The sequence below is a fragment of the Nocardia arthritidis NBRC 100137 genome (assembly GCF_001612765.1).
Lineage (GTDB): Bacteria > Actinomycetota > Actinomycetes > Mycobacteriales > Mycobacteriaceae > Nocardia > Nocardia arthritidis.
In genome coordinates, this window is record NZ_BDBB01000001.1 from 213,942 (window position 1) to 232,595 (window position 18,654).

General features: G+C 68.4%; 21 protein-coding genes. 13 read left to right on the top strand and 8 right to left on the bottom strand.

Annotated features, from left to right (window positions below; translation table 11 throughout):
* Positions 1 to 59: 59 nt before the first annotated feature.
* The 5 genes from NA8_RS00945 (at position 60) to NA8_RS00965 (ending at position 4,069) form a co-directional block, all read left to right on the top strand.
* Entirely contained in the window at positions 60 to 1,199 is a 1,140-nt protein-coding gene (locus NA8_RS00945; RefSeq protein ID WP_084466414.1) for a septum formation family protein, read from the top strand.
* Between the two features lie 10 nt (positions 1,200 to 1,209).
* The gene (locus NA8_RS00950) at positions 1,210 to 1,560 is read left to right on the top strand and encodes a metallopeptidase family protein (protein WP_063048413.1); all 351 of its coding nucleotides are present in this window, start codon (positions 1,210 to 1,212) and stop codon (positions 1,558 to 1,560) included.
* 164 nt (positions 1,561 to 1,724) lie between these two features.
* Entirely contained in the window at positions 1,725 to 2,036 is a 312-nt protein-coding gene (locus tag NA8_RS00955; protein ID WP_040864191.1) for a PE domain-containing protein, read from the top strand.
* A gap of 42 nt (positions 2,037 to 2,078) precedes the next feature.
* Positions 2,079 to 3,245: a PPE domain-containing protein gene (locus NA8_RS00960; protein ID WP_063048414.1), complete on the top strand. Its 1,167-nt coding sequence runs from the start codon at positions 2,079 to 2,081 to the stop codon at positions 3,243 to 3,245.
* Positions 3,242 to 4,069: an ESX secretion-associated protein EspG gene (locus tag NA8_RS00965; RefSeq protein ID WP_063048415.1), complete on the top strand. Its 828-nt coding sequence runs from the start codon at positions 3,242 to 3,244 to the stop codon at positions 4,067 to 4,069. Before NA8_RS00960 ends, NA8_RS00965 begins: the two co-directional genes overlap by 4 nt.
* Before the next feature lie 19 nt (positions 4,070 to 4,088).
* Here NA8_RS00965 and NA8_RS00970 read toward each other — a convergent pair whose 3' ends face one another.
* The 3 genes from NA8_RS00970 to NA8_RS00980 form a co-directional block, all read right to left on the bottom strand.
* A complete protein-coding gene (locus NA8_RS00970; RefSeq protein WP_063048416.1) occupies positions 4,089 to 4,757 on the bottom strand; it encodes a histidine phosphatase family protein in 669 nt (222 codons plus the stop codon).
* Positions 4,754 to 5,668 carry a prephenate dehydratase gene (gene pheA, locus NA8_RS00975; protein ID WP_063048417.1) on the bottom strand — a complete coding sequence of 305 codons (915 nt, stop codon included), beginning with the start codon at positions 5,666 to 5,668 and terminating at the stop codon, positions 4,754 to 4,756. The genes NA8_RS00970 and pheA overlap by 4 nt, the downstream gene beginning before the upstream one ends.
* 96 nt (positions 5,669 to 5,764) lie before the next feature.
* Positions 5,765 to 6,178 (bottom strand): hypothetical protein, encoded by a 414-nt coding sequence (locus NA8_RS00980; protein ID WP_063048418.1) that lies wholly within the window; start codon positions 6,176 to 6,178, stop codon positions 5,765 to 5,767.
* Between the two features lie 202 nt (positions 6,179 to 6,380).
* Here NA8_RS00980 and NA8_RS00985 point away from each other — a divergent pair, with 202 nt between their 5' ends.
* The 5 genes from NA8_RS00985 (at position 6,381) to NA8_RS01005 (ending at position 11,265) form a co-directional block, all read left to right on the top strand.
* A complete protein-coding gene (locus NA8_RS00985; RefSeq protein WP_063048419.1) occupies positions 6,381 to 7,148 on the top strand; it encodes a DUF2470 domain-containing protein in 768 nt (255 codons plus the stop codon).
* Positions 7,149 to 7,792: 644 nt separating this feature from the next.
* Entirely contained in the window at positions 7,793 to 8,587 is a 795-nt protein-coding gene (locus NA8_RS00990; protein ID WP_063048420.1) for a CPBP family intramembrane glutamic endopeptidase, read from the top strand.
* Positions 8,588 to 8,715: 128 nt separating this feature from the next.
* Positions 8,716 to 10,083, top strand: a complete 1,368-nt coding sequence (locus NA8_RS00995; protein ID WP_084466415.1) for an LCP family protein — start codon at positions 8,716 to 8,718, stop codon at positions 10,081 to 10,083.
* Positions 10,084 to 10,093: 10 nt separating this feature from the next.
* Positions 10,094 to 10,645: a ferritin gene (locus NA8_RS01000; RefSeq protein WP_063048421.1), complete on the top strand. Its 552-nt coding sequence runs from the start codon at positions 10,094 to 10,096 to the stop codon at positions 10,643 to 10,645.
* Positions 10,646 to 10,716: 71 nt separating this feature from the next.
* Positions 10,717 to 11,265, top strand: a complete 549-nt coding sequence (locus NA8_RS01005) for a ferritin (protein ID WP_063048422.1) — start codon at positions 10,717 to 10,719, stop codon at positions 11,263 to 11,265.
* 216 nt (positions 11,266 to 11,481) lie between these two features.
* Here NA8_RS01005 and NA8_RS01010 read toward each other — a convergent pair whose 3' ends face one another.
* The 4 genes from NA8_RS01010 to NA8_RS01025 all read right to left on the bottom strand — a co-directional run bounded on the left by NA8_RS01010 (position 11,482) and on the right by NA8_RS01025 (position 14,975).
* Positions 11,482 to 12,402, bottom strand: coding sequence for a DUF5926 family protein (locus NA8_RS01010; RefSeq protein ID WP_063048423.1), 921 nt, complete (start codon positions 12,400 to 12,402; stop codon positions 11,482 to 11,484).
* Positions 12,403 to 12,778: 376 nt separating this feature from the next.
* Positions 12,779 to 13,546, bottom strand: a complete 768-nt coding sequence (locus tag NA8_RS01015; protein WP_063048424.1) for a glycerophosphodiester phosphodiesterase — start codon at positions 13,544 to 13,546, stop codon at positions 12,779 to 12,781.
* Positions 13,543 to 14,586, bottom strand: a complete 1,044-nt coding sequence (locus NA8_RS01020; protein WP_245663617.1) for a DUF4328 domain-containing protein — start codon at positions 14,584 to 14,586, stop codon at positions 13,543 to 13,545. The genes NA8_RS01015 and NA8_RS01020 overlap by 4 nt, the downstream gene beginning before the upstream one ends.
* A 20-nt stretch (positions 14,587 to 14,606) precedes the next feature.
* Positions 14,607 to 14,975 (bottom strand): rhodanese-like domain-containing protein, encoded by a 369-nt coding sequence (locus tag NA8_RS01025; RefSeq protein WP_439957354.1) that lies wholly within the window; start codon positions 14,973 to 14,975, stop codon positions 14,607 to 14,609.
* Between the two features lie 516 nt (positions 14,976 to 15,491).
* Here NA8_RS01025 and NA8_RS01030 point away from each other — a divergent pair.
* A complete protein-coding gene (locus NA8_RS01030; RefSeq protein WP_063048427.1) occupies positions 15,492 to 16,103 on the top strand; it encodes a hypothetical protein in 612 nt (203 codons plus the stop codon).
* A gap of 7 nt (positions 16,104 to 16,110) precedes the next feature.
* On the opposite strand, the gene msrA is transcribed toward NA8_RS01030, so the two are convergent.
* Positions 16,111 to 16,791: a peptide-methionine (S)-S-oxide reductase MsrA gene (gene msrA / locus NA8_RS01035; protein ID WP_063048428.1), complete on the bottom strand. Its 681-nt coding sequence runs from the start codon at positions 16,789 to 16,791 to the stop codon at positions 16,111 to 16,113.
* A gap of 191 nt (positions 16,792 to 16,982) precedes the next feature.
* Between msrA and NA8_RS01040 the strand changes: the two genes are divergently transcribed.
* Positions 16,983 to 17,606 carry a superoxide dismutase gene (locus NA8_RS01040; RefSeq protein WP_039794275.1) on the top strand — a complete coding sequence of 208 codons (624 nt, stop codon included), beginning with the start codon at positions 16,983 to 16,985 and terminating at the stop codon, positions 17,604 to 17,606.
* 304 nt (positions 17,607 to 17,910) lie between these two features.
* Complete coding sequence (locus tag NA8_RS01045; RefSeq protein ID WP_063048429.1) at positions 17,911 to 18,438, top strand: hypothetical protein; 528 nt, start codon at positions 17,911 to 17,913, stop codon at positions 18,436 to 18,438.
* Positions 18,439 to 18,654 lie beyond the last annotated feature (216 nt).

An 18,654-nucleotide genomic window follows, 5' to 3' on the forward strand; every position in this document is an offset into this window, starting at 1 on the left:
CCGCGCCGATCGGGGCAGGTCGTGGCACCACGGCACGGACGCTGCCATGATGGACCGCGATGTCCTCCGAACCTGTGTCCCGGTCCCCGCGGGCGCCCAAGCGCGGCGCGTCCTCGCGTGCCGACTCGGTACGCCGCTCGATCGACTCGGCCAAGGCCGCTCTCGCCGACAGCGATCTGCGCGATGTGCAGCTGTCGGCGCCCATGTTGCGCTGGGGTCTGCTCGCGGTGGCCGTCGGCGCCGTGGTCGCTGCCCTGGTGACGCTGTCCATCACCGGCTTCGACAACGGGAAGAACCTGGAGGTGCACAATCCCGGCTCCCCGCCACAGCCGGTACTGGACAAGGAATTCGGCACCGCCGCCAAGGGCGACTGCCTGAGCTGGACCAAGCCCGACCGCTCCGACCTGGTCAAGGTGAACTGCTCGAGCAAGCACATGTTCGAGGTCGCGGCCGACATCGATATGAGCAGGTACCCGGGCAAGGAGTTCGGCCCCGGCTCGCGCTTCCCCGACTCGCTGCGGCTCACCGAGCTGAAGGAAGAGCACTGCGTACCCGCGGTGCAGAAGTACATGTCGGGCCGCTTCGACCCGCGCGGCAAGTTCATCGTCGGACTGATGTACCCGAGCCCGGACGGCTGGCAGCACGGTGACCGCACCCTGCGCTGCGGCCTGCAGGTCGCGGCCAGCGTCGGCACCCCGCCGTCGGTCGGCAGCGCCACCGAGCACGATCAGTCCAGGGTGTACGAGGCGGGCGTGTGCCTCGGCATCAACCAGAACCTGCCCACCGATCCCGTGGACTGCACGCAGCCGCACGCCGTCGAGATCGTCTCCACGGTCGATCTCGCCGGGCACTTCGCCGGCGGCCCGCCTGCGAAAGAGGATCAGGACAAGTTCGTCGAGGAGGAGTGCACTCGCACCTCGACCGACTACCTGGGCGGGCCGGACGTCATCCGCAACAAGACGCTCACGCTGTTCTTCGACTACATCGATGCCCGCAGCTGGATGGCGGGCAGCCGCAAACTGGACTGCATGATCGGCAAGGGCGCCGATCGGGAAGGTTTCGCGCCGATCACCGGCTCGGCCAGGGGCGACATCCTGATCAACGGCCAGGCGCCGGTGCCGCCGCCGAACAGCGGGCGTTCCACGCCCGCACCGCTGCCCGGCGCCGCGCCGCTGCCGCCGCAGCCCCAGCCGAGGTAGCCCGGCGCCGATGCCTGTATCGATGTCCGACGACCGGTTCGAGGAATTGGTCGGGGACGCACTGGATCTCATTCCACCCGAGCTGACCCGCGCGATCGACAATGTGGTCGTGCTGATCGAGCCGCGCAATGCGGAGGATCCGCATCTGCTGGGCCTGTACCACGGCATCGCGCTCACCGAACGCGACAGTCATTACGGTGGAGCGCTTCCCGATACCGTGACCATCTATCGCGAGGCCATTCTCGAACTCTGCGCCGACGAGACGGAAGTGGTGGAAGAGGTGGCGGTCACCGTGATCCACGAGATCGCACACTATTTCGGCATTGACGAAGACCGCCTGCATCAGCTGGGATGGGGATAGTCTGAACCGAGCTGTATTGCGCACCCCGAGCGGTGGGTGTGTAATCGGCACGGAGATCGAAAAGTTGGGGATTCGATGGAACCGATCGCGTTGCTGTCGCGTCCTATCACTCGAAGGGGGAATTCTCGTGGTTCCGCCCCACAGCCACTAGAAGGAGTCGAGTCATGGTTGGACATGTACTGATCGCACCCGAAGCCATTCTCGCCGCCGCGGCCGAACTCGACCTCGTCGCCGAACGTCTGGCCGCCGCCGCGGCGATCACCGCGCCCGCGACGCACGTGCTGCCCTCCGGCGCCGAGGAGGTCTCCTTCCTCGGCGCAAGCCATTTCAACCAGGGAGCGATGTCGCACGACCGCGCGATCGCGCAGGCGATTCTGGAATGCCACCACGCCGCGGCGACGCTGCGCATGCAGCTGGCGCAGCACGTAGCGGGTGACGTGGTCCGCGCCGCGGGCATCAGCGCCATCCAGGTGTAGTTCCAGACCCATCAGCAACGCTTAGCAGGGGAGAAGTCAAACATGGTTGCAGGAGTCACCGGGGTGATCTGGGCGGCGCGCCCGTCGGAGATCAATTCGGCCACCCTTCACGCGGGCGCGCACGCGATTCCGATCTCGGCAGCGGCCACCGCCTGGGGCGGGCTCACCGCCGCCTGGATCGACGCGACGACGACCGTCGCCAGGGTGATGGCCGAACTCGGCGTCGGGATGCAGGGCATCAACGGTATCGCCGCGCTGAGCAAGCTCACCGGCTTCCTCGGCTGGTCCGAGCAGCAGGGCGTGCAGGCGGCCGCGATGGGCGCGAAGGCCGCGGCTAACGCCACCGCCTACACCGTCGCCTCGCTGGCGATGCCCAGCCCGCCCGAGATCGCGGCCGTCAACGCCGCCTTGGCCGCGTCTGCGAACCCGCCCGGCGTACTGAGCGGAGCGTTCGAGGTCGCGGAAGTCGCCAGGAACGCCATGGACATCCGCGCGGCATTGGTCATGGAGACCTACGAGGCGGCCACCAGCGCCATGGTCGCCACGCCTGCCGAGTTCCTGCTGCCGCCGCCGATCGCCAAGGGCGCCGGATCGGCCGGCCCCGAACAGGCGGCGGATACGACCACCGAGGTCCCAGCCGATCCGATCCAGGCCGCCGTGGCCGCCACGCAGGCGTTCTTGAGCAACCCCGGTGTGGCGAGCGCTGCCACCCAGGCCGCTCAGGCCGTGGGCTCGATCGCCACCACCGGTGTATCCACCGTCGGGAATGTGGCGGGCAGCGCGATCGCGGCGGCGACCACCACCTCCGCGCCCACCTTCTCCGGTATGGCTCCGATGGCCATGGGAGCCGGTGCGGCGGCCACCGGCGTCGGCGCCGCCACTCGCGCGGTGTCGTTCTCCGGCCTCGGGTCGGCGGGTATCAGTAACGGATCGCTCAAGCTTCCGGAAGGCTGGGGCTCCAGCGGCACGATCGGTGGCTCCGCCCCGGTGCAGGAGACTGTCGCGGTCAAGCCCGTCGAGGCTGCACCGGTCCGTCCGGCGAACAACGGCAGTGGCAATCCGCTGCTCGGTAACCAGGCTCGCAGCGACGAGGACGACGAGACCGAGCACAACGGCCGGGATTACCTGCGGTCGACCGAGCACTTCAACGACGGCCGTCTCACCGCCGATGGAGTCATCGGCGGTGACTTCAGCGGGACGGTTAGGTGACCGTACTCGGTGCGGGCCGCGACCCGTCGACGCTCGAGGCGGTCGTCCTGTCGCTCGACGAGATGCAGTTTCTCGTGGAGAAACTGCAGATCGAAGTCCCCGTCGTCTTGAACGCCCGGGCACGTTACGACAACCTGACCGATCACAGAGCGGCGATGGACGCGGCCGCCGAGTCCCTCGCCCAGCGGGAACTTCTCATCGACGATGTGTTGCATCGCGATCTGGAGAATCGGCTGCGCGCGCTGAACCGGCCACATTGGATCATCGCGCTGCGATTGATCGTCGACGGTTGGGTGAGTCGCTTCTGTCTGGCGAAGGGCGTCGACCTTCCGGTCGTCGCCCTTCGGGGACAGGACTCCTATGTCATCGACGAGGCGGGAATCGATCTGCCCGGCACAATTCTCGCGGCACTCGGCTACGCCGAGCCGCTGGAGCTGTACGGCATGAACGCCCCGACCGAAGAGTTGGCCACGATCTTCGGCGACACCGGTGACGCCGCGGCTACCGCGCAGCGGCTGACGAAGGTGGGAAACCCTGCCCACGACGCGAAGACCTTGGCGGCGGCTTTGGTCGAGATTCACTCGTATGCCGAGATCGTCGGCGTGATCTACGGCGACGGCACCAGAGACATGGCCGACAACCACATCGCCGTCTTCAACACGCGCGCAGGGCGATTCATCGCGACGGCCAGCAAGTCCGACGACGGCGTGAAGTGGACGTCACTCAGCAGCGGAACCCCCGCGCGGCTGCGCACGGCGGTGCAGGACCTGATCAACTCCTTGCCGGAACGCGAAGAGTTCCCGCGACATCCGAAGCTGTCCTGAGCACGCCGAACGTGCGTCGCTAACCCATGGGATCGTCGGGGGTCGGCGCGACGTCGTAGCCGAACGGCGGCGTGAACCGGCCCCAGCGAATGCACTCCCACCCGGCGTCCGGCGTCGGCACCAACTCGATGGTCTCGGTGTTGTCCAGGTGGTTGTTCGTGGTGAATGGCGGTCGAACATCCGCGAGCGTGCGGCCGACGAGCCGCATGGCCGCACCGTGGCTGACCACCATCACGTCGCCGTGCCCGCCGTCCTCCGGCGTCAGATACGTGCTCCGCAACTCCGCGATCACGGGCAGGAAACGATCCAGCACATCCTGGGCGGACTCGCCGCCGGGCACTCGCAATGTGAGATCGCCTTCGTGCCAGGCGCGGTAGATCTGCTGGAACCTCTGGTGCGCGTCCTCGCTGTGCTGGCCCTCCAGGTCCCCGGCCTGCACCTCGTGCAGTCCGTCCAGGACCATGGCGGCGACACCGGTCGCCGCCTCGATGTAGCTCGCCGTCTGGCGTGCCCGCAGCGCCACCGAGGAGAACAGCACCTTCGGCGCGCGGAGCAGGCCTTCACCGAATGTCTTCGCTTGTGCCGCACCGCGTTCGGTCAGCGGTAGGCCTGGAATTCTGGTATCCAGCAGCTTGGCGACGTTACCTTCGGTCTCCCCGTGCCGGACCAGAATCAACCTCCCGGTCATAGGTCCGCCTTCCCCTTCCTCAGCTGAATCAACCACTCCGACGCGGCTTCGTCGGACGGTGGCGGCGTGCCGATCGCCGACGTCGCCGGCCAGGACCCGAGAAAGCGGATCCGCGCGGCGCGGTGCAGCGCCTTGAGCGCCTCGGCCACCGCCGTGTCGTCGATGTGCCCGACGCAGTCGAGATAAAACCGGTAGGTGCCCATGCCGGTTCGGGTGGGCCGCGACTCGATCCTGGTCAGATCGATTCCGCGCGTGGCGAATTCGGCGAAGGCGCGCATCAGCGAGCCCGGTACATTCGGCAATTCGAGCACGATCGAGGTACGGTCGGCGCCCGTGGCCGGCGGCGCAACCGTGGGCCGGGTGCACAGCACGAAGCGCGTGACGGCCTGCTCGTGGTCGGCTACTCCGGAGGCCAGTGCGATCAACCCCAGCCGCTCGCCCGCCAGAGCGGTCGACACGGCGGCATCGGCGTGACCGGCCACCACGTCTTCCGCGGCCGCGGCGTTGGACGCCGAGGTGTAGGGCTGCGCCTGCGGCAGATGCCGCGCCACCCACAGCCGCACCTGGGCTGCGGCCACGGGGTATGCGGCGAGGGTGCGCACCTCCGGAAGCGCCGTGCCCGGCTTGCCCAGGATCGTGAAACTCACCTCGAGTTCGGTCTCGGCGACGATCTGCAGACGCGGGCCGATTGCCAGCGAGTCGAGCGTCGCCGAGATCGACCCCTCGACGGAACTCTCGATGGGCACCACCGCGCCGTCCGCGTAGCCGGAGCGGATCAGGTCGAGCGCGGCCCCTTGGCTGGGCGCGGCAATCCGCTCGACGGGTCCGTCGAAGGTTCCCGAGGATTCGAGTTGGGCGAGGGCCATCTCGGTGAAGGTTCCGGACGGCCCGAAGTACGCGATTCGCGGCACGGATACGAGATTACTTGCGCGCTCGCCCGGCTCCCCACCAATCGCGGAAGGCCTGGCCACCGCGCGGCCGCTGTTGCACGGCCGCCCGAGCGTCGTTCAACCCTTGTTGAGCACCCGCAACGCGTCGTTCACCCGGTCACCGGCCTCGGTTTCGATGGCGAGCAGGACCGATCTGACCGCCTCGACGGCCGGTGGTTTCAGGGAAGTCAGGAAGGCGATATCGGGGTTGCGCAGTGCGGCGCCGATGTCTTCGCCGCACAGTGCGGCGGCCGTCGCGGCGACGATGGCCACCGCGCGCTCAGCGGAGGTGGTACGCGCGACGAAGCCGGTATCGGAGTGTGCGACCTGCGCGAGGAACTCCGCGATCCCGCTGTCCGGCGCGTCCAGTTCCACGGTCGGCGCGGCGGGGCTTGCGCCGATGTTGCGGACCAACCCGTCGACCAGACTGCGCCGCGGCGGCGTCGACAACGTCACCAGCACCGGTTCTCCGGATTCCGTCCCTTCCGACACGGCCTCACCGTAACAACCCTGTTCAACCGGAGATCGACTGCCCGCAGGACCCGGTGCCCATGAGGTTCACCGCGGTCGGCCGCGATGCCACCCGGTTCGGTTCGATTCGGTTCGATCGGAACGCTTGCGGAACCGACGCGCCGCCACTTAGCTTAGGGTAACCTAATCAATATTGCGTGCCGCCCGCTCCACGGAGGTTTGTATGCCGAGTCCGTCCTCGACCGTCGCACCGTCCACCGCCGAGCGGGTGCGCAGCGCGTGCGCCCACGCGGAGCAAGCGGTGCTGGCCATGCCGGGCATCGATCCCACCCCCGCGTCGGTGCACCACGTACGCCAGTGCGGCGACGCCGTGATCGCGGTGCCCACCGCCTCGGTGGCCGCGATCCTGGCGGGCAATTCCGGCGAGCACGGCGCGCCCGCGGTGCTCGAGCTCACCGATCATGCCCCGCTGCCGCTGCGCGAGCCGGTGCGCGCACTGGTCTGGCTGCGCGGCTGGGTGCGTGCGGTGCCCACCCAGGCGCAGCGCGCACTGGCCTCCGAGGTGGCCAAGGAGCACCCGCATCCCGGGCTGCTCGACATCGGCTTCGGCGCCACGCTGCTGCGGCTGGTGATCAACTCCGCGGTGGTGGCCGACTCGACCGGCGCGGAATCGGTGAGCAGCGACGAGTTGCGCTCGGCGCAGCCGGATCCGTTCTGCGCCATGGAATCCGCATGGCTACAGCACATGCAGGCCGACCACGCCGATATCGTCGCCCAGCTGGCCAGGCACCTGCCGCCGCACCTGCAGCGCGGCATCGTGCACCCGCTCGCGATCGACCGCTACGGGCTCACCCTGCGGGTGGAGGGACACGACGGCGACCACGACTTCCGCTTGCCGTTCAGCGCTCCGGCCGACGACATCGAAGGCCTCAGCCGGGCCGTACGCACGCTGGCAGGCTGCCCGTTCCTCAATGGCCTGCGCCGCATCTGACCCGGTGCGAAGGCCCACCCGGCCTGTCCCCGCCCCGCCGCTCGCGGGCACGGAAGCCGGACACTTCGACGCCGGGACTCTCGCCCGCCTTCCCCGGCCACTGGGTCCCGATCGCCCAGTGCCCCTGCGGCGCGGCTGCCGGAATCCGCGCGCAGGGCTCTACGGGCACGACAGGGTGCCACCGACCACAGCCCAGCTCGACCCGTGTCCGCCCGAGCGCAGCACGACCGGGTGAGCACCCGGGCACGGAAAATCAGATGATCGCTCGAGCACGGCCCGGATCGACCAGGTGACTGCTCGTCCACGGCCCAACTCGATCAGGGGCTGCTCGTTCACCGCGAGACCGGGGTGGCCGCCCGAGCCCGCTCCAGCTCGACCTGGTGACCACCCCCTACGGCACGGCAGAACGAGGCGACACGAGCACGGTGGCGGCCCGACTCCGCGGACATGGCCGCTCGTTCACGGACCGGCTCGATCACGTGACTACTCGAGCACGACGCAGGCCGACCACGGCGGCAGGCCGGCCTGACGCGACTACGACAGGAAGCGTGGTGGCGCAAGAGGCGGGCGAGTTCCGGCCCGTCGCGGAGTTCCGACGGTGACGCGCCGCACGCCGGGCCCGGCGAGCGCAATAGATTCGACCCATGCGTGCGGAGTCCGATGCTCAGTGGGACGAGGCCGAGCCGACCGGTCGCGAGCGGCTGGCGCTCAAACTCGAGATCGCGGTGGTGCTGCTCGTCACCTTCGGGCTCAGCGGGCTCAGCGCCGCGCTCTCGCTGGTGGAGAGTGCGCTCGCGCCGGGCGGGATCGGTGGGCGGACCGTCGCGCTGAACCCGTCGCGGTCCACGCAATCCACTATCGACCTGCTGTTCCAGCTGCTCAGCGTGCTGCGGCTGGTCGGGTGGGCGGCCTTGGGCCTGTATCTGCTGTGGCGCGGCGGCATCGGGCCGCGACTGATCGGGCTGGCGAATCGGGTCCGGTGGCGTGCGGACGTGTTACCCGGCTTGACGCTCGCCGCGATCATCGGCCTGCCGGGGCTGGGACTGTATCTCCTGGCCCACGCACTGGGCCTCAGCGTGACGATCGTGCCCGCCTCGCTCGGCGACTACTGGTGGCGGCTGCCCGCGCTCATCCTCTCGGCCTGCGCGAATGCCCTGGCCGAAGAGGTGATCGTGGTGGCGTTCCTGCTCACCCGGCTGCGCAGGCTCGGATGGTCGGCGAACTCGGCGCTGCTGGCCTCGGCGCTGCTGCGTGGCAGCTATCACTTGTATCAGGGATTGGGCGGAGGGCTCGGAAACTTTGTGATGGGCGTCATATTCGGTCGCTATTGGCAGCGCACGAACCGGCTGTGGCCGCTGGTGCTCGCGCACGCGACCATCGACGCGGTCGCCTATCTCGGCTATACCCTTCTGCGCGGCCATGTTTCGTGGCTCCCGTGACGCAACCGTGCCCTCCGGAACGCTAACAACCCGGCGCCGCGTGCGAATTAGGAAGCAGCGCCGCTTCCGTGTGCGCCCGGTGTCCACATGCGACACCTCACAACCGCCCGATAAGTAGAGTTTCAGTGATGAACGGCGACGACCCCCAGCGCAACGCGCACACGCGCCGGATGCCGCCGCCCGGCAAGCCCGGTGAGCCTCCCATGCGCCGCCGCATGCCACCGCCCGGTCCCGGCGCGCCGCCGCCGATCGAGCCCACCCAGGTGATGCGTCGCGATGGAGCGGTCGACCCGCACGGGCAGCCGTTGGCATATTCGCAGGTCCCGCCGGAACAGGCACGACGAATGCCACCGCCTCCCCCGTCCCGCAGGCACGCCCCCACGCAGCGTCCGGCGCCGCATCACGAAGCTCCTACGCACGCCCCCACGCAGCGCCCGGTGTCTTATCACGAAGGTCCGCCGCCCACGCCGCCCCGGAAGCCACGACCGTTGCGCGAGGGCCCACCGCCCGTGCCACCCCGCGGCGCACGGCCCCCGCGAGCGCCGCGGCCGCGCCGCAAGCGGCACCCGTTCCGCTGGTTCCTGGTGATCCTGCTGGTACTGGTGATCGCGGCCGTCGGCGCCGTCATCCAACTGGACAACTCGCTCAACCGCATCCCCGCGCTGGCGAACTACGCCAAGCGGGTCGGGAACACCCCCGGCACGAACTGGCTGCTGGTCGGCTCCGACGGCCGCGGTGAGCTGACCCCTGAGCAGGAGCAGGAACTCGCCACCGGCGGCGAGGTGGGTCCCGAGCGCACCGACACGATCATGCTGGTGCACGTGCCGAAATCGGGCAAGACCACCCTGGTCAGCCTGCCGCGCGACTCGTATGTCGGCATACCGGGCCAGGGCAAGGACAAGCTGAACGCCGCGTTCGCCATCGGCGGCCCCGCGCTGCTGGTGCAGACCGTGGAGATCGCCACCGGACTGCGCATCGACCACTACGCGCAGATCGGTTTCGGCGGTTTCGCCGGCGTGGTCGACACCCTCGGCGGCATCGACGTGTGCGTCCCCAAGGCGATCGACGACCCGCTCGCCGGCATCGACCTGCCAGCGGGCTGCCAGCGGCTGAACGGACCACAGGCGTTGGGCTTCGTCCGCAGCCGGGCGACCGCGCTCGCGGACATCGACCGGATGAACAATCAGCGCCTGTTCATGGCCGCCCTGCTGAAGAAGGCGACCAGCGGCGCCACCCTGGCCAACCCGTTCAAGCTCTGGCCGCTGGCCTCCGACACCGCAAAGTCGCTGAAGGTCGATAACGGCGACCACATCTGGGACCTCGGTGGGCTGGGCTGGGCGCTGCGCGGCGAAACCGTCGCCACGACGGTACCGATCGGCGGATTCGACGACACCGACAGCGGCAACGTCCTGCTGTGGGACAAGGAGAAGGCCGGCCGGTTCTTCGACGCACTGGCCGACGACCGTGCCATCCCGGAGGATCTGCTGACGCGGTAGCGTCGATGCCATGCCGGACACCGACAAGGCCGACGAGTCCTTCCCCGACTTGCTGCGCACGCAGATCCGTCACGAATTCACCGCCGCCCAGCAGTATCTCGCCGCCGCCGTGTACTTCGACTCGCGCAGGCTGCCGCAATTGGCCGGACACGCCTACGGCCGGTCACGCGAGCACTACGGCAATGCGCTGCGCATGGTGCAGTACCTGCTGGACCGGGATCTCCCGGTGCAGATCGGGGGCCTGGAGGAGATCGCGTCGACCTTCGAAACCCCGCGCGGCGCAGTCGCTCTGCTGCTGGAGATCGAACAGGACCGCAGCACCCGCATCAGCGATCTGGCCCGCGCGGCCCGCACCACCGGTGACTATCTGGGCGAACGATTCGTCCGGTGGTTCTTGGAGGAACAGGTGAAGAGCGTCGCCCGGATGACCACGCTGTTGGCCGTGCTCGACCGCGCCGACGGCCAGTTGTTCGACGTCGAGGAGTTCGTCGCCCGGGAGATGCGGGCGCCGCAGCGCACCGATATTCCGGCGCCGAAAATGGCTGGAGCAGCGCGGAATTAATTAGGCAACACTAGCCTCAATAAGGCTGCACTTGGATGACATGGGATCTGACCAGCGCTAATGTCGATGCCATGTCAAGCCATCCGGACTCACCCCGCAGCAAATTTCACAGCCTGTTGCACGATCAGATCCGGCACGAATTCAATGCCGAGCATCAGTACATCGCGATTGCGGTGTGGTTCGACAATGCCGACCTGCCGCAGCTGGCCAAGCGGTTTTACAAGCAGTCGGTCGAAGAGCGCAATCACGCGATGATGATCGTGCAGTACTTCTTGGACCGGGATATCAGCATCGAGATTTCCGGCGTCGACGCGGCGAAATCGCATTTCGAGAGCGCTCGGGAGCCGATCGCGCTCGCGCTCGCCCAGGAGAAGACGGTCACCGAGCAGATCATCCAGCTGGCGAGCACCGCCCGGGAAGAGGGCGACTACCTCGGCGAACAGTTCATGCAGTGGTTCCTGAAGGAACAGGTCGAGGAAGTCGCGAACATGACCACACTGCTCACCATCGCCGATCGCGCGGGGTCGAACCTGTTCGACCTGGAGGAATTCGTCGCCCGGGAAATGAGCGGCCCGAGCGACACCTCCGGTGCGCCTTCGGTGGCGGGCGGCTCCGTCTGACGGAGTTCGCGCCGAGAAGGCGAACAGGCCCGGTTCCTTATCAGGAACCGGGCCTGCCGCCGTCCGGCGCCTTATTGCCCGTGAAATCCGCGCGAGACGGTTTCGGCACTTTCACCGCGAGTCGGTGAGAGTTCCCTCTCTTCCAGCGTTATCGACGGCAATCGAAAACCGTCGCAGCGGATCGATAGGGAATTCGCATGAATCCCATCCCCTGGCTCAGCGCAGTGTGACCTGACGTGACCGCAGGCCGTCACGGGAGCGGCGCTCGTCGGCCGTCAGCGGGGCGTCGACGGCCAGCGCCTCGGACAGGCGCGCACCGAATTCGGTTGCGGGCTTCACCCATTCGTCGGGGTGCAGCTCCGGGTCCAGGTCGAACACCGGGACCAGCACACCGTGCGTACGGAACGACCCGGCGAATCGGGAACCCTCGCCGAGGTGCAGGCCACCGGAGGCGTGCAGGCGAGCCAGCGCCAGCATGAGCGCGTCCTCGTCCTCCGGCCGCACCCAGCGGATGTGCGCTTTCTCACCCGCGTCCACCCACCAGGCCGCGCCGATCGCGTCCGCGTCCAGCCCGAGCCGCGCCGAAGGCATGATCGCCTGTTTGGCCTGCTCGATGGTGGCGGCGACCTGCGCGTCGGGCTCGACTCCGGCAGGCACCCACCAGTCGAAGTCCTGGTGCACGGTCAGCTCCAGGTTCGCGGCGGGATCGATGACATCGGCCAGCCGCGGGCCGCCCGCGACGCTCGCCACGGAGGTCAGCGAATCGCCCGGCTCGGCGGACTGGGTCCACAGGATCGCCGCGGCCAGATCGGCGGCCGGGTCGGCGCCTTGGAATTGCGTCTGCACGCCCACGTACCCGCTGGGCTCGTCGCCGGCGCGCACCAGCGCGGCCACCGCGCCGGGCAGCACCGTGGCGAGCACGACCGGCCGCTCGGCCGCGACCGACGCCACCGGCGTCAACCGCGCGGTGGCGGAGGGAACGAATTCACGGAGCGCGACCAGATCGCACTCCGCGGCCAAGCCCTCGAACGGACGCGTGACGGCCTGTGCCGCTTGCTCCTGCGCTGCCCGCCGCTCGGCGAGACGCTGGGCCCGGTTCCCGCCGGGCTTAGGACTGTTGCGCTTGCTCTTACCCACGAGGGGTCAACCTACACAGTGTTGGACCGGCCGCGCCTGCGGCGCGGCGTGTTCGCGACTGTGTTGATTTCCACCGGCTGCGGCGCTGGGTGTTCGCGGCCCCTTCATGGCCGCGAACGGCGGATGCTCGGTCTCGCTCGAAACCGGGAGTCGAGGTGAGCTGAGCACGTCAGCATTCGAGCTCGTGTCCGCGGTCTCTTCGAGCTCGAGTACCGTCGACCGCGCGTGGTCGTTCGCCTCGCGACCTGCCATCCAAGACCTCCGCAGGCGGCTGGGTTGTGGACGCCGCGGGCCACCGGCGCGCACGCGGGTGCGAGTATGCGGGTCGATGGGCGGGAGGAGTCGGGCGCGCGGCCCGATCACCCGCACGGCCGATTCAGGCGGCCGGGAGCAGCGCCTTGGTGCGGCCGGGGTGATTGGTGGCGATCCAGCTGACGCCGAGGTCGGCGCACAGTTGAACGTCGCCGGGGTCGTCGACGGTCCAGCAGTAGGTGGCGCGGCCCGCGGCGGCGGCCTTGTCGACCAACTCGGGGTGGTCGCGCAAGGTCTTCACCGAGGGTCCGACGGCCGTGGCTCCGACGGTTGTCGCCGCGGAGCCGCCCAGGTAGCGCGATGATTCACCGAGCAGAACGGTGGGCAGCAGCGGAGCAGCACGGCGGATGCGCCAGACCGCGGTGGCCGCGAACGACATCACGACGGCCCGGGAATGGTCGGCGGAGGCCGGGGTGGCGATGCCGAACCGCTGGAGCTCGGCGAGCAGTTTGTTCTCCACCAGCGCGCCGTAGCGGACCGGGTGCTTGGTTTCGATGAACAGTTTGGTCGGCCTGCTGCGCCAGTCCAGCACCAGGCTGATCAGCTCGCTGAGGGTCAGCACCGAGGCGGGCGAGCCGTCGGCGCCGAAATCGAGGACCCGCAGTTCCTCCAGCGTCATCTCGCTGACCAGCCCGCTGCCCGAGGAGGTCCGGTCGACGGTGCGATCGTGCACGCACACCAGATGCCCGTCCCTGGTCAGCCGGACATCGCATTCGACGCCGTCGGCGCCCTCCTGCAGCGCCAGCTCGTATGCGGCGAGCGTGTGCTCGGGGCGCGCCGCCGAGGCGCCTCGATGCGCGACGACGAATGGCGCGCGACTGCCCTGGCTCACTTGGCCATGACCTCCTCCTGCTCACGGTCCTCAGCACCGTTGTCCTCGTGTGCCCGCTCGGCGCCCGCCGGTTCGGCCGCGTGCGCGCGTCCGCCGGGATGCACCGGCTCGATCACCGGCACGGCGGGGTCGACCGCGATCAGCCAGCGGCGCGCGGTCCGGTAGCGACCGAGCAGGTCACGGCCCTCGATCGTGCGCAGCACCCACAGGGTCAGCAGCGCGACCGCCGCGGCGACCGCGTCGGTGACCGCGGTGAACAACACCCCATCCGCCTGCGCCTGCAACGAATCCGCGGTGCGCCACAGTAGCGCGGCCACCGCGACGACCCCGCCGAACACCCACGCCGCCCACCAGATTCGAACCGCCCGTCCCGCCCGGGGATCTCCTTTCAACGCGGCCACTTCGCTGAGGAAGATCCCGGCCCACAGCAAGTTGACCACCGGGATCAGGCAGCCGGATATCAGCGCTCGCGGCGAACGCGGGTCGCTGCGACCCGCGGCGTCGTAGGCCGCCTGCCTGACCTCGATCAGCCTTCCGACCGCGGACAAGGCCGCCAGCAGCGCGATCAGGATCGCGAGCACCCCCGCGCCGATTACGAACGCGTCGGAGGCGAAGAGCACGGCGGGGTGGATCAGGCGCGTCCGGTTGTGCAGCAAGAGCGCATAGCGCGCCAGCTCGGCGACGGCCGCCAGCCCGAAAACGGCCGCGGCGGCGACGAGCAGTCTGGTCACCGAGTCGGTCAACTTGTCCAGCGGACGGCGTACCGCGCTCCCGGCCTGCGGCGGCGGGTCGATCAGACCCCAGCGCGGAATCCGCGTGTACCTAGGTGTGCGGCTCCGCGTGGCAGGCCCTGGCGGCTGCCTGCGGACGCGGTGATCCGGTTTACGGGCCACCCAGCGGTAGTTGCGGCGGTCGGCGGGCGCGTCGATCGGCGCCGGCGAGAGGAGCACGCCGCGGCAACGCGGGCACCAGTGCATCGGCGCCCCTTGCACGCCCCAGCGCGCACCGCAGCGCGCACAAGGTTGTACCACCGTACTCACCCGCGCACCTCGTTCTTTCGTCAGTAGATCTTCGCCTCGTGGTCGCCCTCCGCGACCAGCGGGCGCCCGGCCTGCTGCCACGCCACCATGCCCCCGCGGACCTGAACGGCCTCATAGCCGATGTGCGCGAGATATTCGACCACCTGCAAGGACCGGCCGCTCTGCCTGCAGATGACATAGAGTTCCGCGTCGTACTCCAGCTCATCGATCCGGGCGGGGACGTCGACCATCGGGATGTGGGTCGCACCCGGGGCGTGCCCGAGCCGCCACTCGTCGTCCTCACGAACGTCGAGCAGAATCTGTCGCGGCGTGTCGGCCGACGCGGGCGCGCTGTCGAATTCGGCAGGCACATCCTCCACCGTGACCGACGGAACGTGGGGGCTCGTCACAGAATCGATCCTGCCATGGGCGGCGGGCCGCCGCGCAGTTCCATGCCTTGGGGAGCGGCCTCGACACCGTGCGACGACTTCAGGTATGTTCTCCCTTCCGGAACCGACCATTTTCCCGCTCGATGCGGGTTGTGCATAACTCGGGCGAAGTTATCCACATAATCCACAGGTTGATCCACAAGGCGCAGCGGTCGAGGGCATTTTGCCGCATTGGCGCAGCGTTTGCGCAACTTATCAGCTAACATTCGGGGCGTTCCCGTACCTTTGGTCCGAATCAGAGGCCGAATGCCTGATAGGTGACAGGATTCACCCCCTAACGGCCGTGCGGTGCGAATGGCCGATCCGGGACTCCCCTCCTATCGATCCCGGAGCGGCCATTCGTCGCCGACATCGGAACCTGCGGCCGAAGGGGTTCCGACATCTACTTTGACGGGGCCTGGGCGCGTTCGGTTCCATGAAATTCGGAACGCCGCCGAAATGCCGCGATCCGGCGTCGAGGATCGGTAGCCTGAGCGCATGAACGTGAGCAGGGGGCCACGCCACGGAATGGACACCGAAGGGCTCAACGTCGCGTTGTCCGAGGCCACGTGCCTCGGGCTCGCGGTCGACGAGACCGCGGGCGAGCTACGACTCGACCTCGAAGTGCTGACCCTCCCCGAACACGGGACGGCCGCCGAGGACAGCCGGGTGCAGGTGCGGTTCACCCGCGTGAGCCGGGTCGCCGCGTCACTGCGCACGCAGCACTGGGACGACCTGGAGCCCCGGGTGCTGCCGCTGCAACTGGACGGCTTGGACGAGGCGATCCGCAGCTTCGGCGGCGGGCGGCTGCACGGCTGGGAGTTCATCGATCTGGACGACAGCAGCTGGGCGCTGTGGAGCGAACTGCTCAGCTTCGATACCCGGATCGATGCTCAGGAGTCCGCGCACGTTCTGGAGTTCTCCCAGGAGGAGGGCATCGATCCGCGCGAGCTGGACGTCCGGGTGTGGTTCGACGACATCGTCGTATACGACACGCGGGGCAAGCAGATTCCCCTGGCGGACTTCGTCGCGGGCGGCGCGCGGTGGTGGCGCGCGCACGATGCGGGTGATCCACGGGCGATGCGTCCCGGTATCGCTCCGCCACTGTGAGCGCCGCTCAGGCGCCCGTGCCCACCGGGCAGCTCACTCCGGTGGCGTGCACCGGGCAATATCCGCCGGGGTTCTTGGCCAGATACTGCTGGTGATAGCCCTCGGCGTAGTAGAAGGCGGCCAAGCCGGGCAGCGGCGCGATATCCGTGGTGATCCGCCCGTACCCCGCCGAGGCCAGGCGCTTGCCATACGCCTCGGCCGTCGAGCGGGCCAGATCGGCTTGCTCCGGGCCGAAGGTGAAGATCGCCGAACGGTACTGGGTGCCGCGGTCGTTGCCCTGACGCATGCCTTGGGTGGGATCGTGGTTCTCCCAGAAGTGCCTGAGGATGCCCGCGTAGTCGATCACCGCGGGATCGAACACGACGAGCACGGCTTCGGTGTGTCCCGTCCGTCCGCTGCAGACCTCTTCGTAGCTGGGATTGGGCGTGTACCCGCCGACATATCCGACCGCCGTGGTGTAGACGCCGTCGAGTTCCCAGAAACCTTTTTCCGCGCCCCAGAAACAGCCCATCGCGACGACCGCGAGCTGTAGCCCGTCGGGAAACGGCGGATGGATCGGGTGAGCGTTGACGTAGTGGGTATCCGGCACGTCGAGCGGCTCCGCCCGCCCTGGCAGGGCTTGCTCGGGTGCGATCATGACGGGTTCGGGGAGGCTCAGACGCCCCACTAGTTCGTCGTACCACGACATGGTTCGATGCTACGCGTGCGTTTCCAGTGGGGCCGATGTGCGTGATGTGACGGTGCGCGACCCGCAGGCTGTGAGCGGCGTCACCGGAATGCGCGGGCGCGGGCCCGAGTTGGAATCGACCGGGTGTACGAATGATGGTTGGCTGTGCTCGGAACAACGGGCACAACCGGCCCGACATAGGAAGGGACATCGTGGCTGAGTACACGCTGCCAGATCTGGATTACGACTACAGCGCCCTGGAGCCCCACATCTCCGGGCAGATCAACGAGCTTCATCATTCCAAGCACCACGCCGCATACGTCGCCGGTGCGAACACCGCGTTGGAGAAGCTGGAAGCGGCTCGCGAGTCGGGCGATCACAGCGCCATCTTCCTGCACGAGAAGAACCTCGCGTTCCACCTGGGTGGGCACGTCAACCACTCGATCTGGTGGAAGAACCTCTCCCCCAACGGCGGCGACAAGCCGGTCGGCGAACTCGCCGCGGCGATCGACGACCAGTTCGGTTCGTTCGACAAGTTCCGCGCGCAGTTCACCGCGGCGGCCAACGGTCTGCAGGGCTCGGGCTGGGCGGTGCTCGGCTTCGACACTCTCGGCCAGAAGCTGCTGACCTTCCAGCTCTACGACCAGCAGGCCAACGTACCGCTGGGCATCATCCCGCTGCTGCAGGTCGACATGTGGGAGCACGCCTTCTACCTGCAGTACAAGAACGTCAAGGCCGACTACGTGACCGCCTTCTGGAACGTCGTCAACTGGGCCGACGTGCAAGAGCGCTTCGCCAAGGCCACTTCGCAGGCCAAGGGCCTCATCTTCGGCTGAGCCCGAGCATCGGAACCGGGTCCGCGAATCCGTCCGCCATGCGCGGCCGGGTTCGCGGGCCCGTTCTGTTTCCCGGTGACGCGGGCACTTTGCCGAGGACCCCGCCCGGTGACCGGGAATTCGACCCCTGCGAGGTGGGGCCGGATCCGCCGCATGCGCAGCCCGATTGCCCGCCGATCTTCGTCCGACTGTCCGATTGGCACTCTTTGGTACTTGTGTGCCAGGTGACTCGTGGTTCATATTCGGGATCCACACAAAAAGGGACGGGCAAGGTCGCCCCCGGGTTCGACAACGGGAGGCAGAAATGCGCACGAACGAACCGATCGGCATCACGCCGTTCCATTCGCGCGGGTCGCTGCGTGGCTTCTTGATCTCCGGCCGCTGGCCGGACACCACCAAGGAGTGGGCTCAGGTGCTGGTCCTGGCCGTGCGCGTAGCTTCGCTACCCGGGTTGCTGACGACCTCGACCGTCTTCGGCGTCCGGGAGGACCTGCCCGACGATCCCGCGCCCGGCACGGTCGGCCTGGTGCTGGCCGAAGGGCCGGTGTTGGGCGAGGAAGCCGTCGAGCCGGGCCATTTCGCCGAGCATGTGCCACCGGCGCTGCTGATGTTGCATCCTCCTTCCGAAACCCGCCCCTCGCTGCCCGAATGCGCCGGCGCGGCGTCCGGCTGCGTGCTGCTGCCCGGCGTGCCCCATCTGGGGCTGGAACACCGTGCCGCGTGGGTGGAAGCGGAGTCGGACGGAACGATCACCTCGCTGGTCAGCCGGGTCGGACTGGACCCGATCAGCGATCCCGACACCGCGGTTCTGGCTATGCTGCTGGCCGCGTGAGGGGTAACCGAAATTCGCCGCTTGGATCGCCAAACTTATTGTGCGCATGGCGATTTCGATTACAGCGGGTTGGCAGGAGCCGATTCCGGCGGGTAGAGTCGGCTACAGCGAAGGGGAGTAGCCCCCAATCGCACAGTCGACATACTGACCCTCGGTCCACCAGGGCCCGGGTCCGGCTGTGTGAACCGGCATTCGTCCGGTGGGCGAGACCTTCGG

Bases quoted from the DNA above. Each gene is read 5' to 3' on its own strand.
- NA8_RS00945 (WP_084466414.1), top strand. From the start codon at position 60: ATGTCCTCCGAACCTGTGTCCCGGTCCCCGCGGGCGCCCAAGCGCGGC.
- NA8_RS00950 (WP_063048413.1), top strand. From the start codon at position 1,210: ATGCCTGTATCGATGTCCGACGACCGGTTCGAGGAATTGGTCGGGGAC.
- NA8_RS00955 (WP_040864191.1), top strand. From the start codon at position 1,725: ATGGTTGGACATGTACTGATCGCACCCGAAGCCATTCTCGCCGCCGCG.
- NA8_RS00960 (WP_063048414.1), top strand. From the start codon at position 2,079: ATGGTTGCAGGAGTCACCGGGGTGATCTGGGCGGCGCGCCCGTCGGAG.
- NA8_RS00970 (WP_063048416.1), bottom strand. From the start codon at position 4,757: ATGACCGGGAGGTTGATTCTGGTCCGGCACGGGGAGACCGAAGGTAAC.
- NA8_RS00985 (WP_063048419.1), top strand. From the start codon at position 6,381: ATGCCGAGTCCGTCCTCGACCGTCGCACCGTCCACCGCCGAGCGGGTG.
- NA8_RS00990 (WP_063048420.1), top strand. From the start codon at position 7,793: ATGCGTGCGGAGTCCGATGCTCAGTGGGACGAGGCCGAGCCGACCGGT.
- NA8_RS00995 (WP_084466415.1), top strand. From the start codon at position 8,716: ATGAACGGCGACGACCCCCAGCGCAACGCGCACACGCGCCGGATGCCG.
- NA8_RS01000 (WP_063048421.1), top strand. From the start codon at position 10,094: ATGCCGGACACCGACAAGGCCGACGAGTCCTTCCCCGACTTGCTGCGC.
- NA8_RS01005 (WP_063048422.1), top strand. From the start codon at position 10,717: ATGTCAAGCCATCCGGACTCACCCCGCAGCAAATTTCACAGCCTGTTG.
- NA8_RS01030 (WP_063048427.1), top strand. From the start codon at position 15,492: ATGAACGTGAGCAGGGGGCCACGCCACGGAATGGACACCGAAGGGCTC.
- msrA (WP_063048428.1), bottom strand. From the start codon at position 16,791: ATGTCGTGGTACGACGAACTAGTGGGGCGTCTGAGCCTCCCCGAACCC.
- NA8_RS01045 (WP_063048429.1), top strand. From the start codon at position 17,911: ATGCGCACGAACGAACCGATCGGCATCACGCCGTTCCATTCGCGCGGG.